General features: G+C 59.4%; 14 protein-coding genes. 3 read left to right on the top strand and 11 right to left on the bottom strand.

Annotation, left to right across the window (positions count from 1 at the left end; all coding sequences use genetic code 11):
* Positions 1-50 precede the first annotated feature (50 nt).
* From GT003_RS25475 to GT003_RS25460, 4 genes are all read right to left on the bottom strand, one after another.
* Entirely contained in the window at positions 51-893 is an 843-nt protein-coding gene (locus GT003_RS25475; protein WP_161703272.1) for an AraC family transcriptional regulator, read from the bottom strand.
* Between the two features lie 48 nt (positions 894-941).
* Positions 942-1,715, bottom strand: coding sequence for a phytanoyl-CoA dioxygenase family protein (locus tag GT003_RS25470; protein WP_161703270.1), 774 nt, complete (start codon positions 1,713-1,715; stop codon positions 942-944).
* Positions 1,716-1,894: 179 nt separating this feature from the next.
* On the bottom strand, positions 1,895-2,569 hold the full coding sequence (locus GT003_RS25465; protein WP_161703268.1) for an SGNH/GDSL hydrolase family protein: 675 nt from the start codon (positions 2,567-2,569) through the stop codon (positions 1,895-1,897).
* 255 nt (positions 2,570-2,824) lie between these two features.
* Entirely contained in the window at positions 2,825-3,592 is a 768-nt protein-coding gene (locus tag GT003_RS25460) for a DODA-type extradiol aromatic ring-opening family dioxygenase (protein ID WP_161703266.1), read from the bottom strand.
* A gap of 416 nt (positions 3,593-4,008) precedes the next feature.
* Between GT003_RS25460 and GT003_RS25455 the strand changes: the two genes are divergently transcribed.
* Together GT003_RS25455 and GT003_RS25450 are read left to right on the top strand one after the other, a co-directional pair.
* Complete coding sequence (locus GT003_RS25455; RefSeq protein ID WP_161703264.1) at positions 4,009-5,175, top strand: stalk domain-containing protein; 1,167 nt, start codon at positions 4,009-4,011, stop codon at positions 5,173-5,175.
* Between the two features lie 183 nt (positions 5,176-5,358).
* The gene (locus GT003_RS25450) at positions 5,359-5,949 is read left to right on the top strand and encodes a GNAT family N-acetyltransferase (RefSeq protein ID WP_161703262.1); all 591 of its coding nucleotides are present in this window, start codon (positions 5,359-5,361) and stop codon (positions 5,947-5,949) included.
* 3 nt (positions 5,950-5,952) lie between these two features.
* Here GT003_RS25450 and GT003_RS25445 read toward each other — a convergent pair whose 3' ends face one another.
* Both GT003_RS25445 and GT003_RS25440 read right to left on the bottom strand, forming a co-directional pair.
* The gene (locus tag GT003_RS25445; protein ID WP_161703260.1) at positions 5,953-6,483 is read right to left on the bottom strand and encodes a GNAT family N-acetyltransferase; all 531 of its coding nucleotides are present in this window, start codon (positions 6,481-6,483) and stop codon (positions 5,953-5,955) included.
* Positions 6,484-6,612: 129 nt separating this feature from the next.
* Positions 6,613-7,485: a helix-turn-helix domain-containing protein gene (locus tag GT003_RS25440; protein WP_161703258.1), complete on the bottom strand. Its 873-nt coding sequence runs from the start codon at positions 7,483-7,485 to the stop codon at positions 6,613-6,615.
* A gap of 127 nt (positions 7,486-7,612) precedes the next feature.
* Between GT003_RS25440 and GT003_RS25435 the strand changes: the two genes are divergently transcribed.
* On the top strand, positions 7,613-10,405 hold the full coding sequence (locus GT003_RS25435) for a beta-mannosidase (RefSeq protein ID WP_161703256.1): 2,793 nt from the start codon (positions 7,613-7,615) through the stop codon (positions 10,403-10,405).
* A gap of 852 nt (positions 10,406-11,257) precedes the next feature.
* Here GT003_RS25435 and GT003_RS25430 read toward each other — a convergent pair.
* The 5 genes from GT003_RS25430 to GT003_RS25410 all read right to left on the bottom strand — a co-directional run bounded on the left by GT003_RS25430 (position 11,258) and on the right by GT003_RS25410 (position 17,143).
* Positions 11,258-11,701 (bottom strand): GNAT family N-acetyltransferase, encoded by a 444-nt coding sequence (locus tag GT003_RS25430; RefSeq protein ID WP_161703254.1) that lies wholly within the window; start codon positions 11,699-11,701, stop codon positions 11,258-11,260.
* Positions 11,702-11,903: 202 nt separating this feature from the next.
* Positions 11,904-12,938, bottom strand: a complete 1,035-nt coding sequence (locus GT003_RS25425; protein WP_204798970.1) for an NAD-dependent epimerase/dehydratase family protein — start codon at positions 12,936-12,938, stop codon at positions 11,904-11,906.
* 49 nt (positions 12,939-12,987) lie between these two features.
* Entirely contained in the window at positions 12,988-14,301 is a 1,314-nt protein-coding gene (locus GT003_RS25420) for a glycoside hydrolase family 140 protein (protein WP_170312339.1), read from the bottom strand.
* A gap of 321 nt (positions 14,302-14,622) precedes the next feature.
* Positions 14,623-15,396: a response regulator transcription factor gene (locus tag GT003_RS25415; RefSeq protein WP_161703252.1), complete on the bottom strand. Its 774-nt coding sequence runs from the start codon at positions 15,394-15,396 to the stop codon at positions 14,623-14,625.
* Entirely contained in the window at positions 15,362-17,143 is a 1,782-nt protein-coding gene (locus GT003_RS25410; protein ID WP_161703250.1) for a sensor histidine kinase, read from the bottom strand. Before GT003_RS25410 ends, GT003_RS25415 begins: the two co-directional genes overlap by 35 nt.
* Positions 17,144-17,373: the final 230 nt, after the last annotated feature.

The raw sequence follows: 17,373 nt of genomic DNA, 5'->3' as shown, positions 1-17,373 counted from the left end.
TTACGGATTAGCGGAAGCACGCTAGTACGATTCACTATAGTTGCACCCGCCTATCCCCCATAATAATTCTGGTTCGCGAGCCGCGCCCGCTCCCGGTATGCGCCAGGCGTGATGCTGCAGCTCTTGGCGAACTGGCGGTTGAGATAAGCCGCGTCGCCCATTCCGCATTGGACGGCGATCTGGGAGAGCGGCAGTTCCGTCTGCTCCAGCAGCCGCCTAGCCTTGCGCAGCCGGAGCTCGCGGAGCAGCTGCATCGGCGTCAGCCGGAACTTCTCGGCAAAGATGCGGTCGAGATAGTTCGGATTCATGTGCACGAGCTCGGCCAGCTGCTCGCGGCTTACTTTCTCGTCCAGCTTGGCGTTGATGTGCGTGATCAGCACCTGAAACCGCTTGTCGTTCTTCGAAGCCGGCAGCGAACGCGGCGTTCTGCCGCCCCGCTCCCAGCTCTGAAGCAAATAGAAGAGGAGCAGTTGACACAGGCTGGAGATCTCCATCTCCCGAAATGCCCCTTCCTTGTCTCCCCACGCCGCGAGCATTTGGTCGAATACTTGTATATATTTTCCGGGATCCATGATCGTCGTCACTTCGCCGACGGGATACAGCCGGAGCAGCTCCATCCCGTGATCATTGGCCGCTTCGACCACGAACCAGCGGTGATTGCCGCCGCGGTCGGATCGCTCCGAGAAGGGGAGATGCGGCGCATGCAGCATGACTTGTCCCGAGAAGGCATGCCGCGTCACGCCGCCGGCCTGCAATTCGACCTCGCCGTCCGTGACGAAGCTTACGACCCAATGCGGATACACGATATTTTGGATATCGAGCGACGGGTAATACGCATGGGCCACAGCCGACGGCCGCACGCGCCAGCCCCCCTCGAAGAAGTTTCCTGTCATGCCGCCGCTCCTTTCGTTTGGAGATTGTTTGCGCAGCAGCGGATCGCTTTAGACACGCGTACCCGTGCTCCGCTCGACCTCGGCCTGCGTGACAAAGCCGGTATAGGCGCTCTTGCCGTCCCGCGCGATGATCGGTCCGTTCAAGAACTCTTTGCCCGTATCCGGGTTGAAGGAACCGACGACGGAGTACTGAATCACGTAGCCTTTGCGGGTCTTTTGGCTCTGATTCGGCGTGCTGCGATGGAACAATAGGGAATGGAACGCGACCATGCTGCCCTTCTTCAGCTCTACCGGCGTGCCCGGATCCTCGCCTTGATAGCAGACGTAGCCGATCTCCGAATACACGTGCTCGACAAAACCCTGCTTATGCGAGCCGGGCTGAACATAGATGCAGCCGTTCTCGATCGTCGAATCCTCGAGCGCCAGCCAGCAGGTCAAATAATGAATCGGCTCCGTCGGCACGTAGCCGTTATCTTGATGCCAAGGGAAATCCCGGTTCGCTTCGGGCCGCTTATAGACGGACTGATCCCAATACAGCCGCGTATCCGGTCCGAGAAGCGTCGTCGTAATGTCCACGAACCGCTGATCCGCGATGAACTTCTGAATATCGGGATGCTGGTAATTCAAATGGCTGGTAAAGTTGATCTGGTTCGCCGCGCTGATGAAATCCCGGCCCGACGCCAAGCGGCGCGCGGATTCCTCGTCCAGCCGGTCGATCGGCTCGCGGATAACGTCGATCTCCGCCTCGCTGAACAACCGGTCGAACACGATATATCCCCGTTCGTCATACTGCTTCAACTGCTCTTCGGTCAGGTTAAGCATGCTCATCTCTCCTCCATGGATAGCGCCTGCCATGCCGAACCGCGAGCGGCGAAGCTGCGGAAACATGGGACGGTTCCGGTAATGCTGCACGCTTTCATTTTCCCCGATGCACGGAATCCGCTCAATGGCTTATCTCCGTAAGTTCGTTGTACTTTTTCCACCTTTTTCTCGAATCCGCATCATGGCCGCCAATTCAAGTAATTGAACCATCTCAGCAAGCCCTCCGCAACCAGCTCGTGCCCTTTGCGGTTCGGGTGATTCACCCAAGAGAGCAGGTCGGAGCCTTGTCCGCCTCGCGCGGCGTAGTCTTCGAACAGCCCGAAGCTGTCCATTAGCCCGACGCCGTATTCCTCGGCCAGCGCGACGACCTGATCCCGGTGCGCGCACAACTGCCGCCAGGCGTCGGATTGCGGATCGGCGTAGCTGCTCTCCCAGGTCGGCGTCATCAGGATCACTTTCGTTCCCTGCGCGAGCGCCGCCTCGATCATGGAGCGCCATGCCGCGCCGGCCCGTTCGAGACCGAGTCCCCGATCGTTCAGCGCGTAATCGATCGTCAGCACGTCGGGCCTGTGCGTCAGCACCTCGCTGCCGAAGCGTTCCGCTCCCTGCTCCGATTGCTCCCCGCCGATCGCGGTGACGATCACGTTCATGACAGCAAAAGGAAACCGTTCCGCCAACTTCGCCCGCAGCAGGTGCGGATACGCGTTCATGGCATCCACGACCGGCGTCGCAAAATAACCCGAAGGCACGCTGTGCCCGTGGCATACGATGTTCACGGCCCGGTTGCTCGGCCAATGCTGCTGGAGCGCTGCCGTAATGTGATTCAGATACGATGATTCGATTGCCGCTGCCATAAGCGAATCCTCCCAGTGCCGATTGTCGGCCTATGTCGATATTGATTGGTTAAAGCATTCGCGAAGCGCGATCTTTTTCCTGCATAACTGGCCGACCCGAGCAGCGGAAGAATGAGCAATTACGCAGGGAAAGGATGGACAGCGGCGCAGGCATACGTTGTCCATCGCTCTCGTCTCCGCGCAAATAGCCGGCTCCTCCATGACAATGGAGAAAACCGGCTAAGACCAACGCCTAGTAACTGCGGATGGCCCGCGTTACATTTCCATGCACAGCAGACTGAACGTACCCATTTGGAACCCTTCGAACAACGCGCGCGGCTTGACCTCTCCCGAAGAACTGCCGTAAGCAAGCAGCAGCGGGACGAAATGCTCCGCCCGCGGCACGGCGCGTCTCGCATGCGGCGCGAGCCGTTCGTAATTCGCGAGCGCCTCGGTATCGCGGTGTACGACCTTGTCCGCGATCCACTGGTCGAATTCGTCCGCCCAAGGCTCGGCATGCTCCTGCTTCCATTTGATCTCGTTGAAATTATGCACCGTCGTGCCGCTGCCGATGACGAGAATGCCTTCCGCTCCCAAGCCTCGCAGCGCTTCGCCGATGACGATCTGCTGCGCTGCCGGCAGGAACGGATTGACGGAAATCGTCACGACCGGGATGTCGGCGTTCGGATACATGTGGCGGAGAAATACCCATGAACCGTGATCCAAGCCGCGCTCGGGGTCCCGGTGCGTGTCGATCCCGTGCGCGAGGAACTTCTCCTCCACCTTGGCTGCAATTTCGGGCGATCCCGGCGCCGGATACGTCATGCGGTACAGCTCGTCCGGGAACCCGCCGAAATCGTAGATCGTCGGCAGGGGCCCCTCCGCGAACGACACGGTCACTGCCCCCGCCTCCCAATGGGCGCTGAAAATCACGATCGCTTTGGGCCGGAATCTTGCCCCGGTCTCCTTCAGAAATTCGGTATAATCCGACTCTTCCACGGCCATCATCGGCGAACCGTGGCATATAAACAACGATGGCAGCATTGTTCGTTCCAACTCCCCTGTATGGTTCAGTTCTATTTACGATTATTAATAAAAGCTATGCATTCTAGAGTGCCGCAAGCGTGAACTTCAAGTATACGCTCATCATACAACAAGTTACTTACTTTTGTATAGTTGAGTGAACAGCTTAGGGTGCGTCTCCGCGGCTCCTACGCGCGGCGCGTGCAACTATTCGACGCTGGATGCGTCCAATTTGAAGAGGCGATGCGGCTTTCGAGCCCGCGAGACGTTGGAACCGAGGCGCCGATTGCGCTGCGTTTCAAGCAGCGGATCAGCCCTGACTTAAGGCTGGCCGTGTCAACGCCGCCTCCTTCGCGGGTACGCAACTTTCTGTCGAACCGCGTCGTCTACGACTAGAGAAATAGTGGCTATTAAGCGCAGGAAAGGCGATGGTTTCATTGAGGAACAAATGGCTGACAGCGGCGGTTCTTGCCGCCTCGCTCGCGGCTCCGGTTATTGCAGCTCCTGCCGCGGCCCACGCTAGTACGCCCGCCTATGCCCGGCTGTCCTGGGATAGCGGAGGCGTCTCGACAGTGAGCGCCATGAACAAGAACGGAACGGTCTACCTCCCGGCCGACGCCTTCGAAATGGCAGGCATGCGGATGCAGTGGGACAATGCGCATCAACGCGCCGATTTTACCGGTTATGGCCGAAGCACGGCCGTGCGGATCGGAAGCACCTCCGCCGTCTTGGACGGCGCCCCCGTAAGAGGAGTGCCCGCCCCTTTCATGAGTCAAGGAAAGCTGTACGTCAGCGCCCGCTATGTGGTCATGACGCTTGAAGGAAACTCGATTGCCTGGGACGCGAAGAACCATGTCTTCAGCGCCAAGAACCTGCATACCTATGCGGGCGTCAGCCAGACGTATAACGGCCGCACGTACAGCATCGTCAAGGGCACGGGCGAACTGTTCGCGAGCGGCGGCAAGAACGGCGATCCGGTGAAGCTTGCCGATCTCGGCTCGCAGCTGTTCGACGGCGTAACCATGAAATTCCAGCCTACCAAGGGCGGCCTGCTCTACCTGACCATCCTCGATAACTATGGCGAACCGCATATCAATAATCATGTGTTCACGCTCGTCCTTAAGAACGGCGCCGTCATTCGGAAGGCAAGTGTCGGCTATTGGCTGCGATACGAAGAAAACGTCAAGTCCTATGGCAATCACTTGCTGCTCACGGACGGCCGAACGCTGCGGATCATCGAAGACGGTACCGGCAACGTGGAGCAAACGATCGATCTCGTCAAGCTGGGCGGCGAGGAAGACGACTATTTCGTCGAAGGCATCGACGATGATTTCCTCCTCATTCGTCCGAACAGCTCCGGGCTGCTTACGCTCGTCGACCGTCGCTCGGGCGGAACCGTCAAGCTGTACGAGAAGCTGCTGGATGCGGAAGGCGCCAAGTACGCCACGACGAACGACACGCCTTATTATGGCGACAGGCTGCACTTCGTGAAGCGCGCCGGCGACGTGCTGTATTTTGAGGACAACAGCCCGCTGGCCACGAACGATAAGCCGTTAACCTATACGCTGCCGGTCCCGGCGGACAAACCTTCTTCCGCGCAATAGTCTTCCTTTACGCAAATAGTCGTCATTACGCAAATAGTCGTCATTACGCAAATAGTGCCAATGACTCGTCAAATCCTCCATTCTTCGGAACGGGGGATTTGTTGTATGTTTAAGCAAGCTCGCGAATGAGCGACAGGTTCCGTACGTAAGTTTGCCAAGATTGGATCGGAAAGGGGAATGGGCATGAAGGATTGGTATGCAGGCGAGATCGTGCTGGAGAACGAACGCGTAAAGCTGGTGCCATTCAGCAGCGACTACGCGGAGGGGCTTCGCCGGATTATTACCGACCCGGAGCTGCATGCCTTCGCCGGAATTATCGTTCGCGGCGAGGACGACTTGCAGGCCTACATCGCAGAGGCGTTGGCCAGCCGGGATGCAGGCACGCATTACCCGTTTATCGTCGTTGACCGGCAGACCGGCGAAGTCGCGGGCTCGACGCGATTCGGGCATATCCAGTTCGGGGCCAAACGGTTGGAAATCGGCTGGACGTGGTACGGAGAAGCTTACCGCGGCACCGGCCTGAACCGCGCCGTCAAGTACGAGCTGCTGCGCTATGCGTTCGGGACGCTGGGCTTCAACCGCGTGCAATTCAGCGTCGATGCCGAGAACCTGCGGTCTCGGCGTGCCGTGCTGAAGCTCGGAGCCAAGCAGGAAGGCTTGTTCCGCTGCAATTACGAGAATGCGGAAGGCGAGTGCAGGGACGACGTGTATTTCAGCATCATCAAGAAGGAATGGCCGGAGCTGCGGCGGACGGTGTTTCGCGAGTTTGGGTGAAGGTTACGGTCTCGCGATGCGATAAAGCACATGCCGCCGAAGCGGATGGCCCGGTTCGACTTTCGGGTGATCGAACGACTTCACGTACTGCATGCCGATTTTGATCATGACGCTGCGCGAGGGGGTGTTCGCCTCGGCCGTGAAGCTGTACACCTCCGTCAGGCCAAGCGTCTCGAAGCCGTAACGCAGGCAGGCTGCCGCTCCCTCCGTCGCGAATCCCTGCCCCCAAGCCTCCTGCCGCAGCCGCCAGCCGATCTCGATGCATGGCGTGAAATCCGATTCGAACACCGCCCGATGGAAGCCGATGAACCCGATAAATTCGCCCGTCGCCTTCGCTTCCACGGCATAGAGTCCGAAGCCGCAGGCCTTATGCTCGACCTGAATCGACCGGTGGAACGCGTCCGTCTCCTCGGCGGTCCGCCTGTTGGGAAAATACCGCATGACGGTCTCGTCCGCATTCATCTGCCGAAACGGCTCGAGATCCTCCGCCTCCCAATCGCGGAACCGGAGTCTCTCCGTCTCCAAATAAATCATCGTTTGTCGCCTCCCAATGAATCGCAGTCTGATGATTATAAGTCGGATTAATGCATGCCTGCAAGCGGGATGTCTTCGAATGGCCGCGAACGGGGTCGCACGAAGCTTGATTGGCCATCCTTCCTTCCGTCACTGCCAGGCAGGTCCATGTACGGGAATAGCCGTCTTGCGATGCGTTCGGCGATAGTGGGCCGGCGTCTGTTTGAAGCGGTCCGCGAACGTTTTGTAGAAATAGCTGAGGCTGCCGTAACCGCATTCCAGGGAGATCGCCAGTATGGACGCTTCGCCTTGCGTCAGCAGCAGCGCCGCATAAGCCAGCCGCTGGTCGTTGATCCAATCGGTCGGCGAGACGCCGTAATGCTTCTTCATCACCCGGCACGCATGCTCCGGGGAATACGACGTCAGACGGTAGAACGCCTCCACCCCTTCCGCCAGCATGGACTTGTCCTTCATACGCTCCAGCAGCTGGTTCAGCCACGCTGGCGCATCCGGTCGGCTGCTTGCCCCGGGAGGTCCGAAGAAACGGTCCAGCAGCTCGATCAGCATCCCCCGCGCTGCGCTCCGAACCTGCCTGTTCCCCTCGGCCGCTCCTGTCTGAATGCGCTCGTACTGCCGAATCAGCCAAGCCGCGTCCTCCCTCGACAGCGTGCATTGGGGAGGCAGTTCCGCATCGGTCAACCGTTCCGCCGAGAAGCCTTCGCCCAGGTACGCCAACGCCTGCTCCATCATCGAGGAGCGAAAATTAATATTCAGCAGCTCCGCCTCTTCCTCCCCCACTCGCTCGTAGCTGTGCGTATCATGCGGGCGAATGAACAGCAGCGTGCCTTCCGTCAGCAGCTGCCTGACGCCGTTCACGATATGATGCACCCGGCCGTCCGTAATCAGGAAACATTCGTAAAAATCATGGTCATGCACGATCGTCCAGTAGTTGAGCTTGCGGTGATAGTAGAACATCGTTTCCAGCTCGGGATCGATCAGCTCGTCGGCCTTCAAATGCAGCATTGCGGCACGCTCCTTTACCCCCATTATATCAGCACAGCGCAATGAATCGTCAGTAGAAATGAAGAACTGAACCGCTTACAATGCTACGCTGTCAGCATAACGTAATTTTGAGAAAAGAGGGCTGCACATGCGGTTGCAACTGAACGAAGACTGGCGTTTAACGGATGAGGATCTGTCCTGCGGACCGGAGGAAGCGTACCGGGTTCAGCGCAAGACGGACGGCTGGCTGCCCGTGGCCGCGCTTCCGTGCGATATTCATATGCCGCTCATCGAGCAAGGGCGGATCCAGGATCCGGTACTCGCCGACTACTGCTTCGCGGCCGAATGGACGGAGAAGCGGTCATGGTGGTTTGCCAAAGGCTTCTTGGTCACGGAGGATTTGCTTGCGAGCGACCGTCTCATGCTGCATATGGAGGCGTTGGACGCCGAAGCGGATATTTGGCTGAACGGCATCCATCTGGGCCATCATCGCAGCGCCTTCTACCCGTTCCGCCGCGACGTGCGCGCCATGCTGACCGAAGGGAATAACGAGCTGCTCGTCCGGGTAACCTCCGGCCTGGAGCATGTCTCGGAAAGCGATATCGCCATGACGGACGGCACGCTGGCCGAAATGAAAAACGACGCCGTCGGCTATCGCGGCGACCAGCGCCGCGCCAACGTGCGCAAGGCGCAGTTCGTCTACGGCTGGGACTGGGGGCCGCGCATCGCCACGACCGGCATTGTCGGCGGCGTGTGGCTGGAGGCGGAACGCGCCGTGGCCATCCGCGCCGTCAGCGCGGTGACGGTCCGCGTGCCGTCGCAGGCGGACGGCACATCCGACTCGGCGCATAGCCCGGGGGCCGGAAGCGCCGGTGGCGCGCCTGACTCGGCGCATGGCGCAGGGAGCGGAAGCGCCGGTGGCGCGCCAGTCTCGGCGCATGGCGCAGGGAGCGGAAGCACGGGTGATGCGCCAGTCTCGGCGCATGGCGCAGGGAGCGGAAGCGCGGGTGGCGCGCCAGTATCGGCGCATGGCGCAGGGAGCGGAAGCGCGGGCAGCGGTCCTGCCGCTGCGCAAGCGAATACGGCTCGCATCGCCTTCGAGGTGGAAGCGGAGCAGCTGCACCCGTTCCAGACGCGGGAAGCCGAGCTGTCGCTTCGGCTGCTTCGTCCGGACGGCAGCGGCGAGGCGGCGGTCATCCGCGAGCCGATCTGCCTCCGTTCGGGGCTCAACTATCTCGCGTACGAGGCCGACGTGCCGGACGCGGAGCTGTGGTGGCCGAACGGAATGGGCGCCCAGCCGCTGTATACGGTCGAAGCATCCATAAGCTGCGGCGACGAGATCGTTGCGTATCCGCCGTTCCAGGTCGGCATCCGCACGGTGCGCATCAATACGGATTCCGTCGCGGCGACGGGAGACGAGCCGGAGCGCCAGTTTACGCTGGAGGTGAACGGCGTCCCCGTCTTCTGCAAGGGCGGTAACTGGATTCCCGCGGACGCCATTATCGCGCGCGTCAGCGACGAGAAATATACGGCACTGGTCGACGAAGCAGCGGAAGCGAATTTCAACATGCTGCGGATTTGGGGCGGGGGGATTTACGAACGGGATATTTTCTACGAGGCTTGCGATGCGCGCGGCATCCTGATCTGGCATGATTTCATGTTCTCCTGCGGCAAATATCCCGACCATCTGGACTGGTTCAAGGAAGAAGTGTCCCGGGAAATCGACTACCAGACGCGGCGGCTGCGCAACCATCCGGCCATGGCGCTCTGGTGCGGCAACAACGAGAATCATTGGGGCTTCGACGAATGGTGGAACAATACGCGGCATCCGGCCTTCTACGGCGGCGCTGTCGTGTACAACGAGATCGCGCCGGAATGGATCCGCCGCAACAGCCCGCATATTCCGTATTGGAACAGCTCGCCTTACGGAGGCATCCATCCGAACGGCAATGCGATGGGCGATCGGCATCATTGGCATGACGGCACGATGAATCCGGAGATGGCGAGGCGGATTACCCCGGAAATCTATGACGAGGTTCAGGCGAAGTTCGTGTCGGAGTACGGTTACATCGGACCCTGCCGGCGATCGTCGATCGAGACGTATTTCGACGGGGCGGCGATTGATACGTCGAGCAAGGTGTGGCGGCTGCACACGAACACGTTCGAGGCGGATACCGTCGTTGCAGGCATTCGGAAGCATTACGCGGACAAGGACGACCTCAGCCTGGACGAATACCTGCATTACGCGGGACTTTGCCAAAGCTTGATGTACCAATATTCGCTGGAAGCGATTCGCAGCAAGAGCTTCTGTTCCGGCGCGCTCTTCTGGATGTACAACGATTGCTGGGGCGAGGTCGGCTGGACGATCGTCGACTATTATTTGAAACGCAAGCTGTCCTACTACGGCGTCCGCCGGGCTTTCTCGCCCGCGAAGCTGATCCTGCGAGAGCAGGCCGGCACGATCGAAGTGACGGCCGTGAACGAGACGGGCGAAGCGATACGCGAAACGCTGGCATGCGGCTTCATCGCGTTCGACGGGAGCGAGCGGCAGACGGAAACGGTCGACGTGGTCATCCCCGCCCGCTTCCGCGGCGTCGTGCACCGGTTCGCGCACGCAGACCGCAAGGGTGGTCTCTTCGCAGCAGTTCCGACCGCGGACCCGCAACGCATGCAGCCTGCAGTACTGCGCCCCGGCGACATACGGACGCTTGCGCTTCCGGGGGCGAACGTGGCGATCGCGCACAGCGCAGCCGTCGGCGGCGATCTGTTGCTCACGCTGACCGCTGACGCTTACGCGCATGCGGTTCATTTCGAACTGCCGGACGACGTGAGGCTGAGCGATCACTACTTCGACCTGCTGCCGGGCGAGACGCGCACGATTACGATCTACGGCGGGGCGGAGCTGGATGCTGCGGCGTTAATTATTAAGTCGGTTAAATAGTTTAAGAGAGTAGACGTGTGTTGAGTAGATGAGTGCGTGCAGATGAGTTATTATACGAGTTGCGAATAAACGAGGAGGCATTTGCCCCGTCGTTTATTCGCGTTTGTTGGGGGTTCGGGGTTCGGGGTTCGGGGTTCGGGGTTCGGGGTTCGGGGTTCGGGGTTTGGGGTTCGGGGTTCGGGGTTCGGGGTTCGGGGGTTGGTACTTGATGGTTGCGTCGGCGGTTGGTGCTTGGTGCTTGGTGCTCTTGATGGTTGGCGGTGGTGGCTGGCGGTTGGCGTCGGCGGTTGGCGGTTGGTGACTGTCGATGGGAGGTGGATGCAGGTCGAACGGCCGATGGAAACGTTCACGATTCGCTGCTGTATGTACCTCGCGAAGTTCGCGCCGGATGGCTTGCAGGCATTGATTCTGCAACAGCTGTTCGAAGCATCTTAACAATTGACGTGCTAAGGGCGCTGTGCAATTACGATCGGCTTGATCAGTAGTCTAGGAATCGCATTGCTAACGGTCAAATAACAAAGAGGAGCTGCCGCGGCAGCTCCTCTTTCTATCCTTGTTCGTAGAAAACGTCGTATGTGGGGCTCAAAAAGCTGCGCTACTGCAGCTTTTCGGCACGAATTCGCCACCTGGGCTCAAAAAGCTGCGCTACTGCAGCTTTCGGCACGAATTCGCCACACGGAGCTCAAAAAGCTGCGCTACTGCAGCTTTTCGGCACGATTACGCCACCTGGGGCTCAAAAAGCTGCGCTACTGCAGCTTTTCGGCACGAATTCGCCACCCGGGGCTCAAAAAGCTGCGCTACTGCAGCTTTTCGGCACCAAGCTTCGCACTCAAACATGACCCCGCCATCGTCCTAGTCCTCTTCCTCGTCCTCGAACGCCTCCGGATCGTACGTGCAGCGATACCGCTCCACGCCCGGGTACAGCTCGCCGAGACTCTCCACCGTAAACCGGCTGCTCCGATAGAAGTCGACGGCATTGTCATCGGTCTCCGCCACGAGCGCGGTCGGATTCTCCAATGCCAGCAGCTCGAGAATCAGCCCTCTTCCGTAGCCTTTGAACCGTTCTTCGGGCGTAACGGCAATATGCGCGATCTCGATTACGCCTTCGCTCGGGCGATGGTAGCCGATGACGCCGATGATGTCGCCTTCGGATTCGTAGCCGAGCAGCGTATGCGTCGTTCCGTTCTTGTATAAGTCGACTGCGTTCTGAAGCTTCTCCGGCTCGGGAAATACCGACCAGCCCAGCAGCTCTTGAATCTCGGCTTCGTCCAGCCGGGACGCGATAGGAATTAACATTGCGAATGACCGCCTTTGCTTGGTTTCTCTGCGCCATTATACCATAAGCGCGAGCCTGCTCGCCTGTCGCCGCGACCCCGGTCGATCCGTAGAACGCATCGGTCCAAGCCCCCGCATAAAAATCCCGAAGACGTAAGCCGCCTCCGGGATTTCTTCGGTCATTCACATGATTTTCAACGCTTATTTAACCGCATTTATCCATCTATCCGTCCAAGCCGGCCATTCGTTCACCCATGACCCGGCCCGCTTCGGACCAGGCTGCCAGCAGTTCATCGTACCATGGCTGCTCGGCCGCCGCTTCGATCGCGCCGGTCCGGTCGAGCTCGGCGATGACGCCGCGAATGCCCTGCTCCCACGTGACCGTATAGCGAAAATCCAAATCGCGTCTGGCTGCGGAATTATCGAAGATATTATTATAGCGGAAGTTCTCCGCGCACCATTCCGCCCGCTTCGGCAGCAGCCTGCTCAGCAGATCCGTCGGGATGTGCACAAGCGCAGGCGCCGGCGCTCCAAGCGCCCTTGCGACTGCCTCCCAATAGAAATCGTAGCGCATCCATTCCTCGCCGGTCACGTTATACGCTCGGCCGAACGCCGCCTCGTTGCCGATCGCCCGAACGAACGCCCGCGCGACATCGTCGCGGTGGCAAGCCGACCAGATCGACATTCCATCGCCGTGAACGATGATAGGGCGGCCCTCCCGGAGCCGCTTCATCTGGCTGACGCCGTCGCCAAGGGAAGCGACCGCGGTCCCGCTCCCGCCGTAGGTTTGCGCCGGTCGGAAGATCGTAACCGGGAAATGCTGCGGGTGATGGGCTTGCAGCAAAATATTCTCGCTCAGCACCTTGTTATATGCATAAGGGAACGATGGCAGCGCGTCCCGCGCACCGTCCTCGGCGACGGGATAACGCTCCGCCTGCTTCGTATAGACGTCGACCGTGCTGCAGTAGATATACTGCCCGGCACGTCCCGTGAACGCGCGAACCGCGCTCTCCGCTTCGTCCGGCCTGAAGCCGACCATGTCGATGACGCAGTCGAACCGCCCCGCCTCCGCCATCTGCGCCTCGAACCGGGCGAAATTCCTCCTGTCGCCGGTCAAGGTACGCACCCCTTCGGGGGCCAGACGGCTGCCTCGGTTATAATGCCATACGTCCGTGTCGCCGCGCGCGAGCAGCTGTTCCGTAATCGCCGTGCTGATCGTGCCGGTTCCTCCGATAATGAGCACTCTCATCGTTTCCATGACTTCCTTTCGCCGTTCCCGACCCTGTTCTTCGTTTCGTTCTTCGTTATTAGATGGAATCCAGCACGAGCACCCAGTCATTGCCCCTGCCGGCAATAGGAGGCAGGAACGCCGTCTCGCCTTCGTTCGGGAACGTACCGATCGCCGTCGTCTCCCCCGTCCGCGGATCGAACCAGGACGCCGTCACTTCGCTGCCCGCGATACGTCCCATGGCTACCTGAAGCGCCAGCCCGTTCGGGGTGTAGAGGAACGCATGCCGCTCGCCCTTGGCCGCGACCGCATAGTTGGAGCCTTCTTCGTTGGACGCGATCAGGTCCTGATCCGGCACGCGCTCCAGCATCGGACGAGACTCCGCCAGATTCCGGACATGCTGCATCTGCGCCGCGGCCGGACGAAGGATGGCATTCCGCCACGACATGATGAACGTGCGATTCGGCTCCTTGTTCATCGACCAGACGCAGTGATGTCCGTACGTGATGCCGAAGCCGCCCGACAATATGCCGTAATACGCGGATTTGCGCACGTCCGCCTCGTCGAAATAACCGTTGGCCGGGTTCATCCCCCGCGGATGGTCCTCGTAGCAAGGCTCGGATTCCAGCGTCGGCTTGACCGGCGTGCGCGCGTAATCGGCGGCGACGAGCTTGTAGTTATCCCGCTCGGCATGGCCATGGCTGGACTGGATCATATTGAAATCCAGCCACGCCTCGTCGTGCACATGCTTGGAGGACGACTGTCCGCCCTGAGGATGAAAGCCGCGCAAATGGCGTCCTCCGTCTCCTTCGGCAAGCCCCTCCGCCATCCCGCCGACGATTTGGAAATGCCGATATTCCACGAGCGCCCGATCGCCGCCCAGTACCCAGATGATATTGGAACGGTCGCGGTAACGTTCGCCGAGCCAGCGTCCGTAAGCTCTCGCGTTGTCCGGCGTAAAGATGTCCGGTCCCTCGCCCCATGCAATATGGTATTTGTCGCCCCACGTCGGCAGCAGGGCGATGTACAGGCCCAGCTCGGCCGCTTTGTCCACGATATAATCGACATGATCCCAATACGTGTAACCGCCCGGCTCCGCATCGACGTCCGGAGATGCCGGGTCATATGCGCCTTGGATCTTGTGCAGCGGGCATCTGCCGTATGCATTCGGCTCCGTCAAGCCTCCGTACTCCGCAAGCCCGACCGCCTGAATGACCGTATAGCCTCTTTCCGCGCGGTTGGCCAAATAATGATCCGCATCCTCCCGCGTGGACCGGTGAAACAATTCCCAAGCCGTGTCGCCCAGCCAGAAGAACGGCGCTCCGTCCTCCGTGACCAAATACCGGCGATTCTCGCTGATGCCGAGCCACGGCAAAGCAGTCTTGATCGACATGTGATTCCCTCCGCATGGTTACAAAGTGGCAAGCCGACGATCGATAGTGCCCAACTCTCTGATTCTACGATTCCCTTTATTCGCTTCACTCCGCAATATAGCACGGCAAGAAAGCGCTGTCCATATGATAATATGCAGAATGTATACAATTCATATATAAAGAAAAACAAGCCGCGGGGGACAGGATTTCCCTATCCGCTTCGGCTTGTTCGACATGCATTTATCATTATATTTTACGTTACGTTTATCGCTATTTTATTGTCATTTTACCGGACATTCATCCTACATTTGTCGCCCATCCGAGCTCATGACTGACCGTCGTTATTCCAGCCTGTTCTTCCTGTAAACCAACGGCGTCACGCCTGTATGCTCCGCAAACAGCCGAGAGAAATAGCGGTAGTTCGGGATGCCCACATGCTCCGCCACCTCATAGACTTTGTAATCGGTCGTTCGCAGCAGCTTCTTGGCTTCCCGGAGTCGCGTCGCCGTTACGTAGCCGTGGAAGCTATCCCCGGTCTCGCAGCGAAATAACGAGGCGAACCAGCTCGGACTGAGATTGACGCGCCTCGCGGTTTCGACGAGATCGATCGTCGCGAAGTTCTGCTCGATGACCAGCAGCGCTTCCTTGATCTCGCTTCTCGTCACGCCAGTTATCAACGGCGGATCCGACTGCTCCGCCGGCGTCTCGTCTGCATGGGACTGCGGTTCTTCGGCGCGCAGCGAATCGGCCGCGCGCAGCAATACGTCGATTAGCTCCTGCTCGCTCAGCAGCACCTTGGTGACATAATCCTGCGCGCCGTAACGAAGCGCCGTTTGCACCTTCTCGAAATCCTCGTAGCAGGTCAGCAGCACGACCTTGGGCGGAGCCGGCTGCGTCTGCAGGCATTTCAGCAGCTCCAGCCCGTTCATGACCGGCATGCCGATGTCCGTGATCACGATATCGATATTTTGCCGTTCCAAGCAATCCAATGCCTGCTTGCCGTTCGACGCTTCCCCTACGATCTCGAAGCCGTGGCTGCGCAGATTGAAGCTCTTGATCCTGCGAAGCGCGAGCGGCTCGTCATCGACCAGCAGCAGCCTGAGTGCCTCCGACATTCGCATCCCCCTCCTGCACGATTCGCAACCTCACCGTAATGGTCGTCCCTTGCCCCGGCCAGCTCTGTACCTGCAAGCCATACCCGGGTCCGTAATACAACTGGATGCGTTCATGCACGTTCCGAAAGCCGATATGGTACGCGCCTTGTTCCTCGGCGTCCATCTCGTCCAGCTTTCCCTTCATGAGCTGCGCGATGCGCTCTTCCGTCATCCCGACGCCGTTGTCCGCGATTGCGATCAGAAGATCTTCGCCTTCGCGTCTCGATACGACGCTGAGCATGCCTTGGCGGTCGGTCAAGGGACGAAGTCCGTGGAAGACGGCATTCTCGACCAACGGCTGCAGCACCAGCTTCAGTACGGGTATGCGCCCAAGCTCTTCCGCAGGCACGTCGACCGAGAAATGGAACTGTCCTTCGTAGCGGACCGATTGGATAGTCAAATAATCGTTCACGTAGTTAATTTCCTGCTTGAGCGGCCGCAAATCCATCGTACGGTCGAGCCCGTATTTGAGCAGCCTGATAAGTACGCCCATGACCCTGTGAATATCCGGTTTGCTGCTGATATCCACCATGATATCGATCGTATTCAGCGTGTTGTACAGAAAATGCGGATTGATTTGCGAGAGCAGCGCCTGAAAGTCGGCCTTCCTCTTCTGCTGCTCCTTCTCTTCCAGCGAGGCGATCAGCTCCTGAATCGTTCGCAGCATCCGGTTGATTTCCCGGGCCATCTCTCCGAATTCGTCCCTGCGGGTGACCTCGAAGCTGTGGTTCAGATGACCCCGGGCCACTTTGCGGATCCCCCGGGTCAACGCCATGATCGGACGCGTGAACCACCAGGAGACGCCGACGTAGATCCCGATCAAGCCGATCAAGCCGATCATCAGCGCGATCATGGCGAACCGGACGACCGGGCGATAATTATCCTCGAGCTTCTTCACGTCCCCGACGACGACGACCTTCCAATAGGGCACTTGGCTCATGGCGGACACGACGTAATATTGATGATTGCGTTCGAAATGCTTCTCCGCCGAAGACAGCGTTTTCAACTCTTGCTGCTGGTAAGATACCATTTCCAAATTGTTTTGCGCGACGATCGTCATGGAGTAGATCAGCGCGTCCTGCCGATCGTACAGCAGCGTGCTCGTATCGTAGCTGCCGGCGAAAGCGGCGCTTCGCTCCACGAGGTTCATGACGTCGGTCACGAACGCCAATACGCCGCGCGGCGTGCCGTCCTCGTCGAACAGCTGCTTCGTGACGATGCTGACGAGGCTGTTCGTTCCCGTCGACGCGAGCGTCGAGCGAAACGGCTCCGACCACACGACCTCGTTCTGGGAGCGGTTCGTCTGCGCCTTGATGATCGCCAGCTCTTTCTGCCCGAAGCTGTTCCAGAAATATTCGGGGTAGCCGACGATCGCTTCGTCATTCGGCACGTAGACCAGTCCGCGAATCACTTCGGGCCTCGTATGCGCCACCGCTTCCATCGTGTTGATCAGATTAGCCGGCGTCCTGTCCTCGCTCTTAATGTCATCCTCGATGCCCAGGACGTTGAGCACCAGATCGTTCATTTGGTTCTCCATCAGCTTGACGGATTGCGCGACCATCCCCCGGAGCGCCGTATCTTGAGTATCGCGCAAGTAATCGGCCGTATTGTGCTGGGTCAGCAGGATCATGACCGCCTGCAGCACGATGCTCGGCAAGATCAGCCATACCAGCAGTTTCGTCCTGGCGCCGATGCGCTCGCTTAACATCCCGACGTTCCCCCTTGTCTCTTCGAGTGCCTGGAATCATTATACACCCCATCCTTCATCTGCCACGACGAAGAATGAGGTGCATGGGGAAGCGGAGGTCACGGATGGCCTGAATTACGCTTGGAGACACGGCACATGAGGCCGATAGCCCAACGCGCATCGCCGCACCTCGCGCGGGGGGCTGCGCGAGATGCCGGCGAGCAAAGCGCGGTTGGCTTCCCGAAGGGCGG

It is taken from the genome of Paenibacillus sacheonensis, from assembly GCF_009909195.1.
Classification (GTDB): Bacteria; Bacillota; Bacilli; order Paenibacillales; family Paenibacillaceae; genus Paenibacillus_Z; species Paenibacillus_Z sacheonensis.
This window is presented reverse-complemented; position numbering and strand designations above follow the sequence as displayed.

Bases quoted from the DNA above. Each gene is read 5' to 3' on its own strand.
- GT003_RS25425 (WP_204798970.1), bottom strand. From the start codon at position 12,938: ATGGAAACGATGAGAGTGCTCATTATCGGAGGAACCGGCACGATCAGC.
- GT003_RS25450 (WP_161703262.1), top strand. From the start codon at position 5,359: ATGAAGGATTGGTATGCAGGCGAGATCGTGCTGGAGAACGAACGCGTA.
- GT003_RS25435 (WP_161703256.1), top strand. From the start codon at position 7,613: ATGCGGTTGCAACTGAACGAAGACTGGCGTTTAACGGATGAGGATCTG.
- GT003_RS25420 (WP_170312339.1), bottom strand. From the start codon at position 14,301: ATGTCGATCAAGACTGCTTTGCCGTGGCTCGGCATCAGCGAGAATCGC.
- GT003_RS25470 (WP_161703270.1), bottom strand. From the start codon at position 1,715: ATGCTTAACCTGACCGAAGAGCAGTTGAAGCAGTATGACGAACGGGGA.
- GT003_RS25465 (WP_161703268.1), bottom strand. From the start codon at position 2,569: ATGGCAGCGGCAATCGAATCATCGTATCTGAATCACATTACGGCAGCG.
- GT003_RS25440 (WP_161703258.1), bottom strand. From the start codon at position 7,485: ATGCTGCATTTGAAGGCCGACGAGCTGATCGATCCCGAGCTGGAAACG.
- GT003_RS25430 (WP_161703254.1), bottom strand. From the start codon at position 11,701: ATGTTAATTCCTATCGCGTCCCGGCTGGACGAAGCCGAGATTCAAGAG.
- GT003_RS25460 (WP_161703266.1), bottom strand. From the start codon at position 3,592: ATGCTGCCATCGTTGTTTATATGCCACGGTTCGCCGATGATGGCCGTG.
- GT003_RS25445 (WP_161703260.1), bottom strand. From the start codon at position 6,483: ATGATTTATTTGGAGACGGAGAGACTCCGGTTCCGCGATTGGGAGGCG.
- GT003_RS25415 (WP_161703252.1), bottom strand. From the start codon at position 15,396: ATGTCGGAGGCACTCAGGCTGCTGCTGGTCGATGACGAGCCGCTCGCG.
- GT003_RS25475 (WP_161703272.1), bottom strand. From the start codon at position 893: ATGACAGGAAACTTCTTCGAGGGGGGCTGGCGCGTGCGGCCGTCGGCT.
- GT003_RS25410 (WP_161703250.1), bottom strand. From the start codon at position 17,143: ATGTTAAGCGAGCGCATCGGCGCCAGGACGAAACTGCTGGTATGGCTG.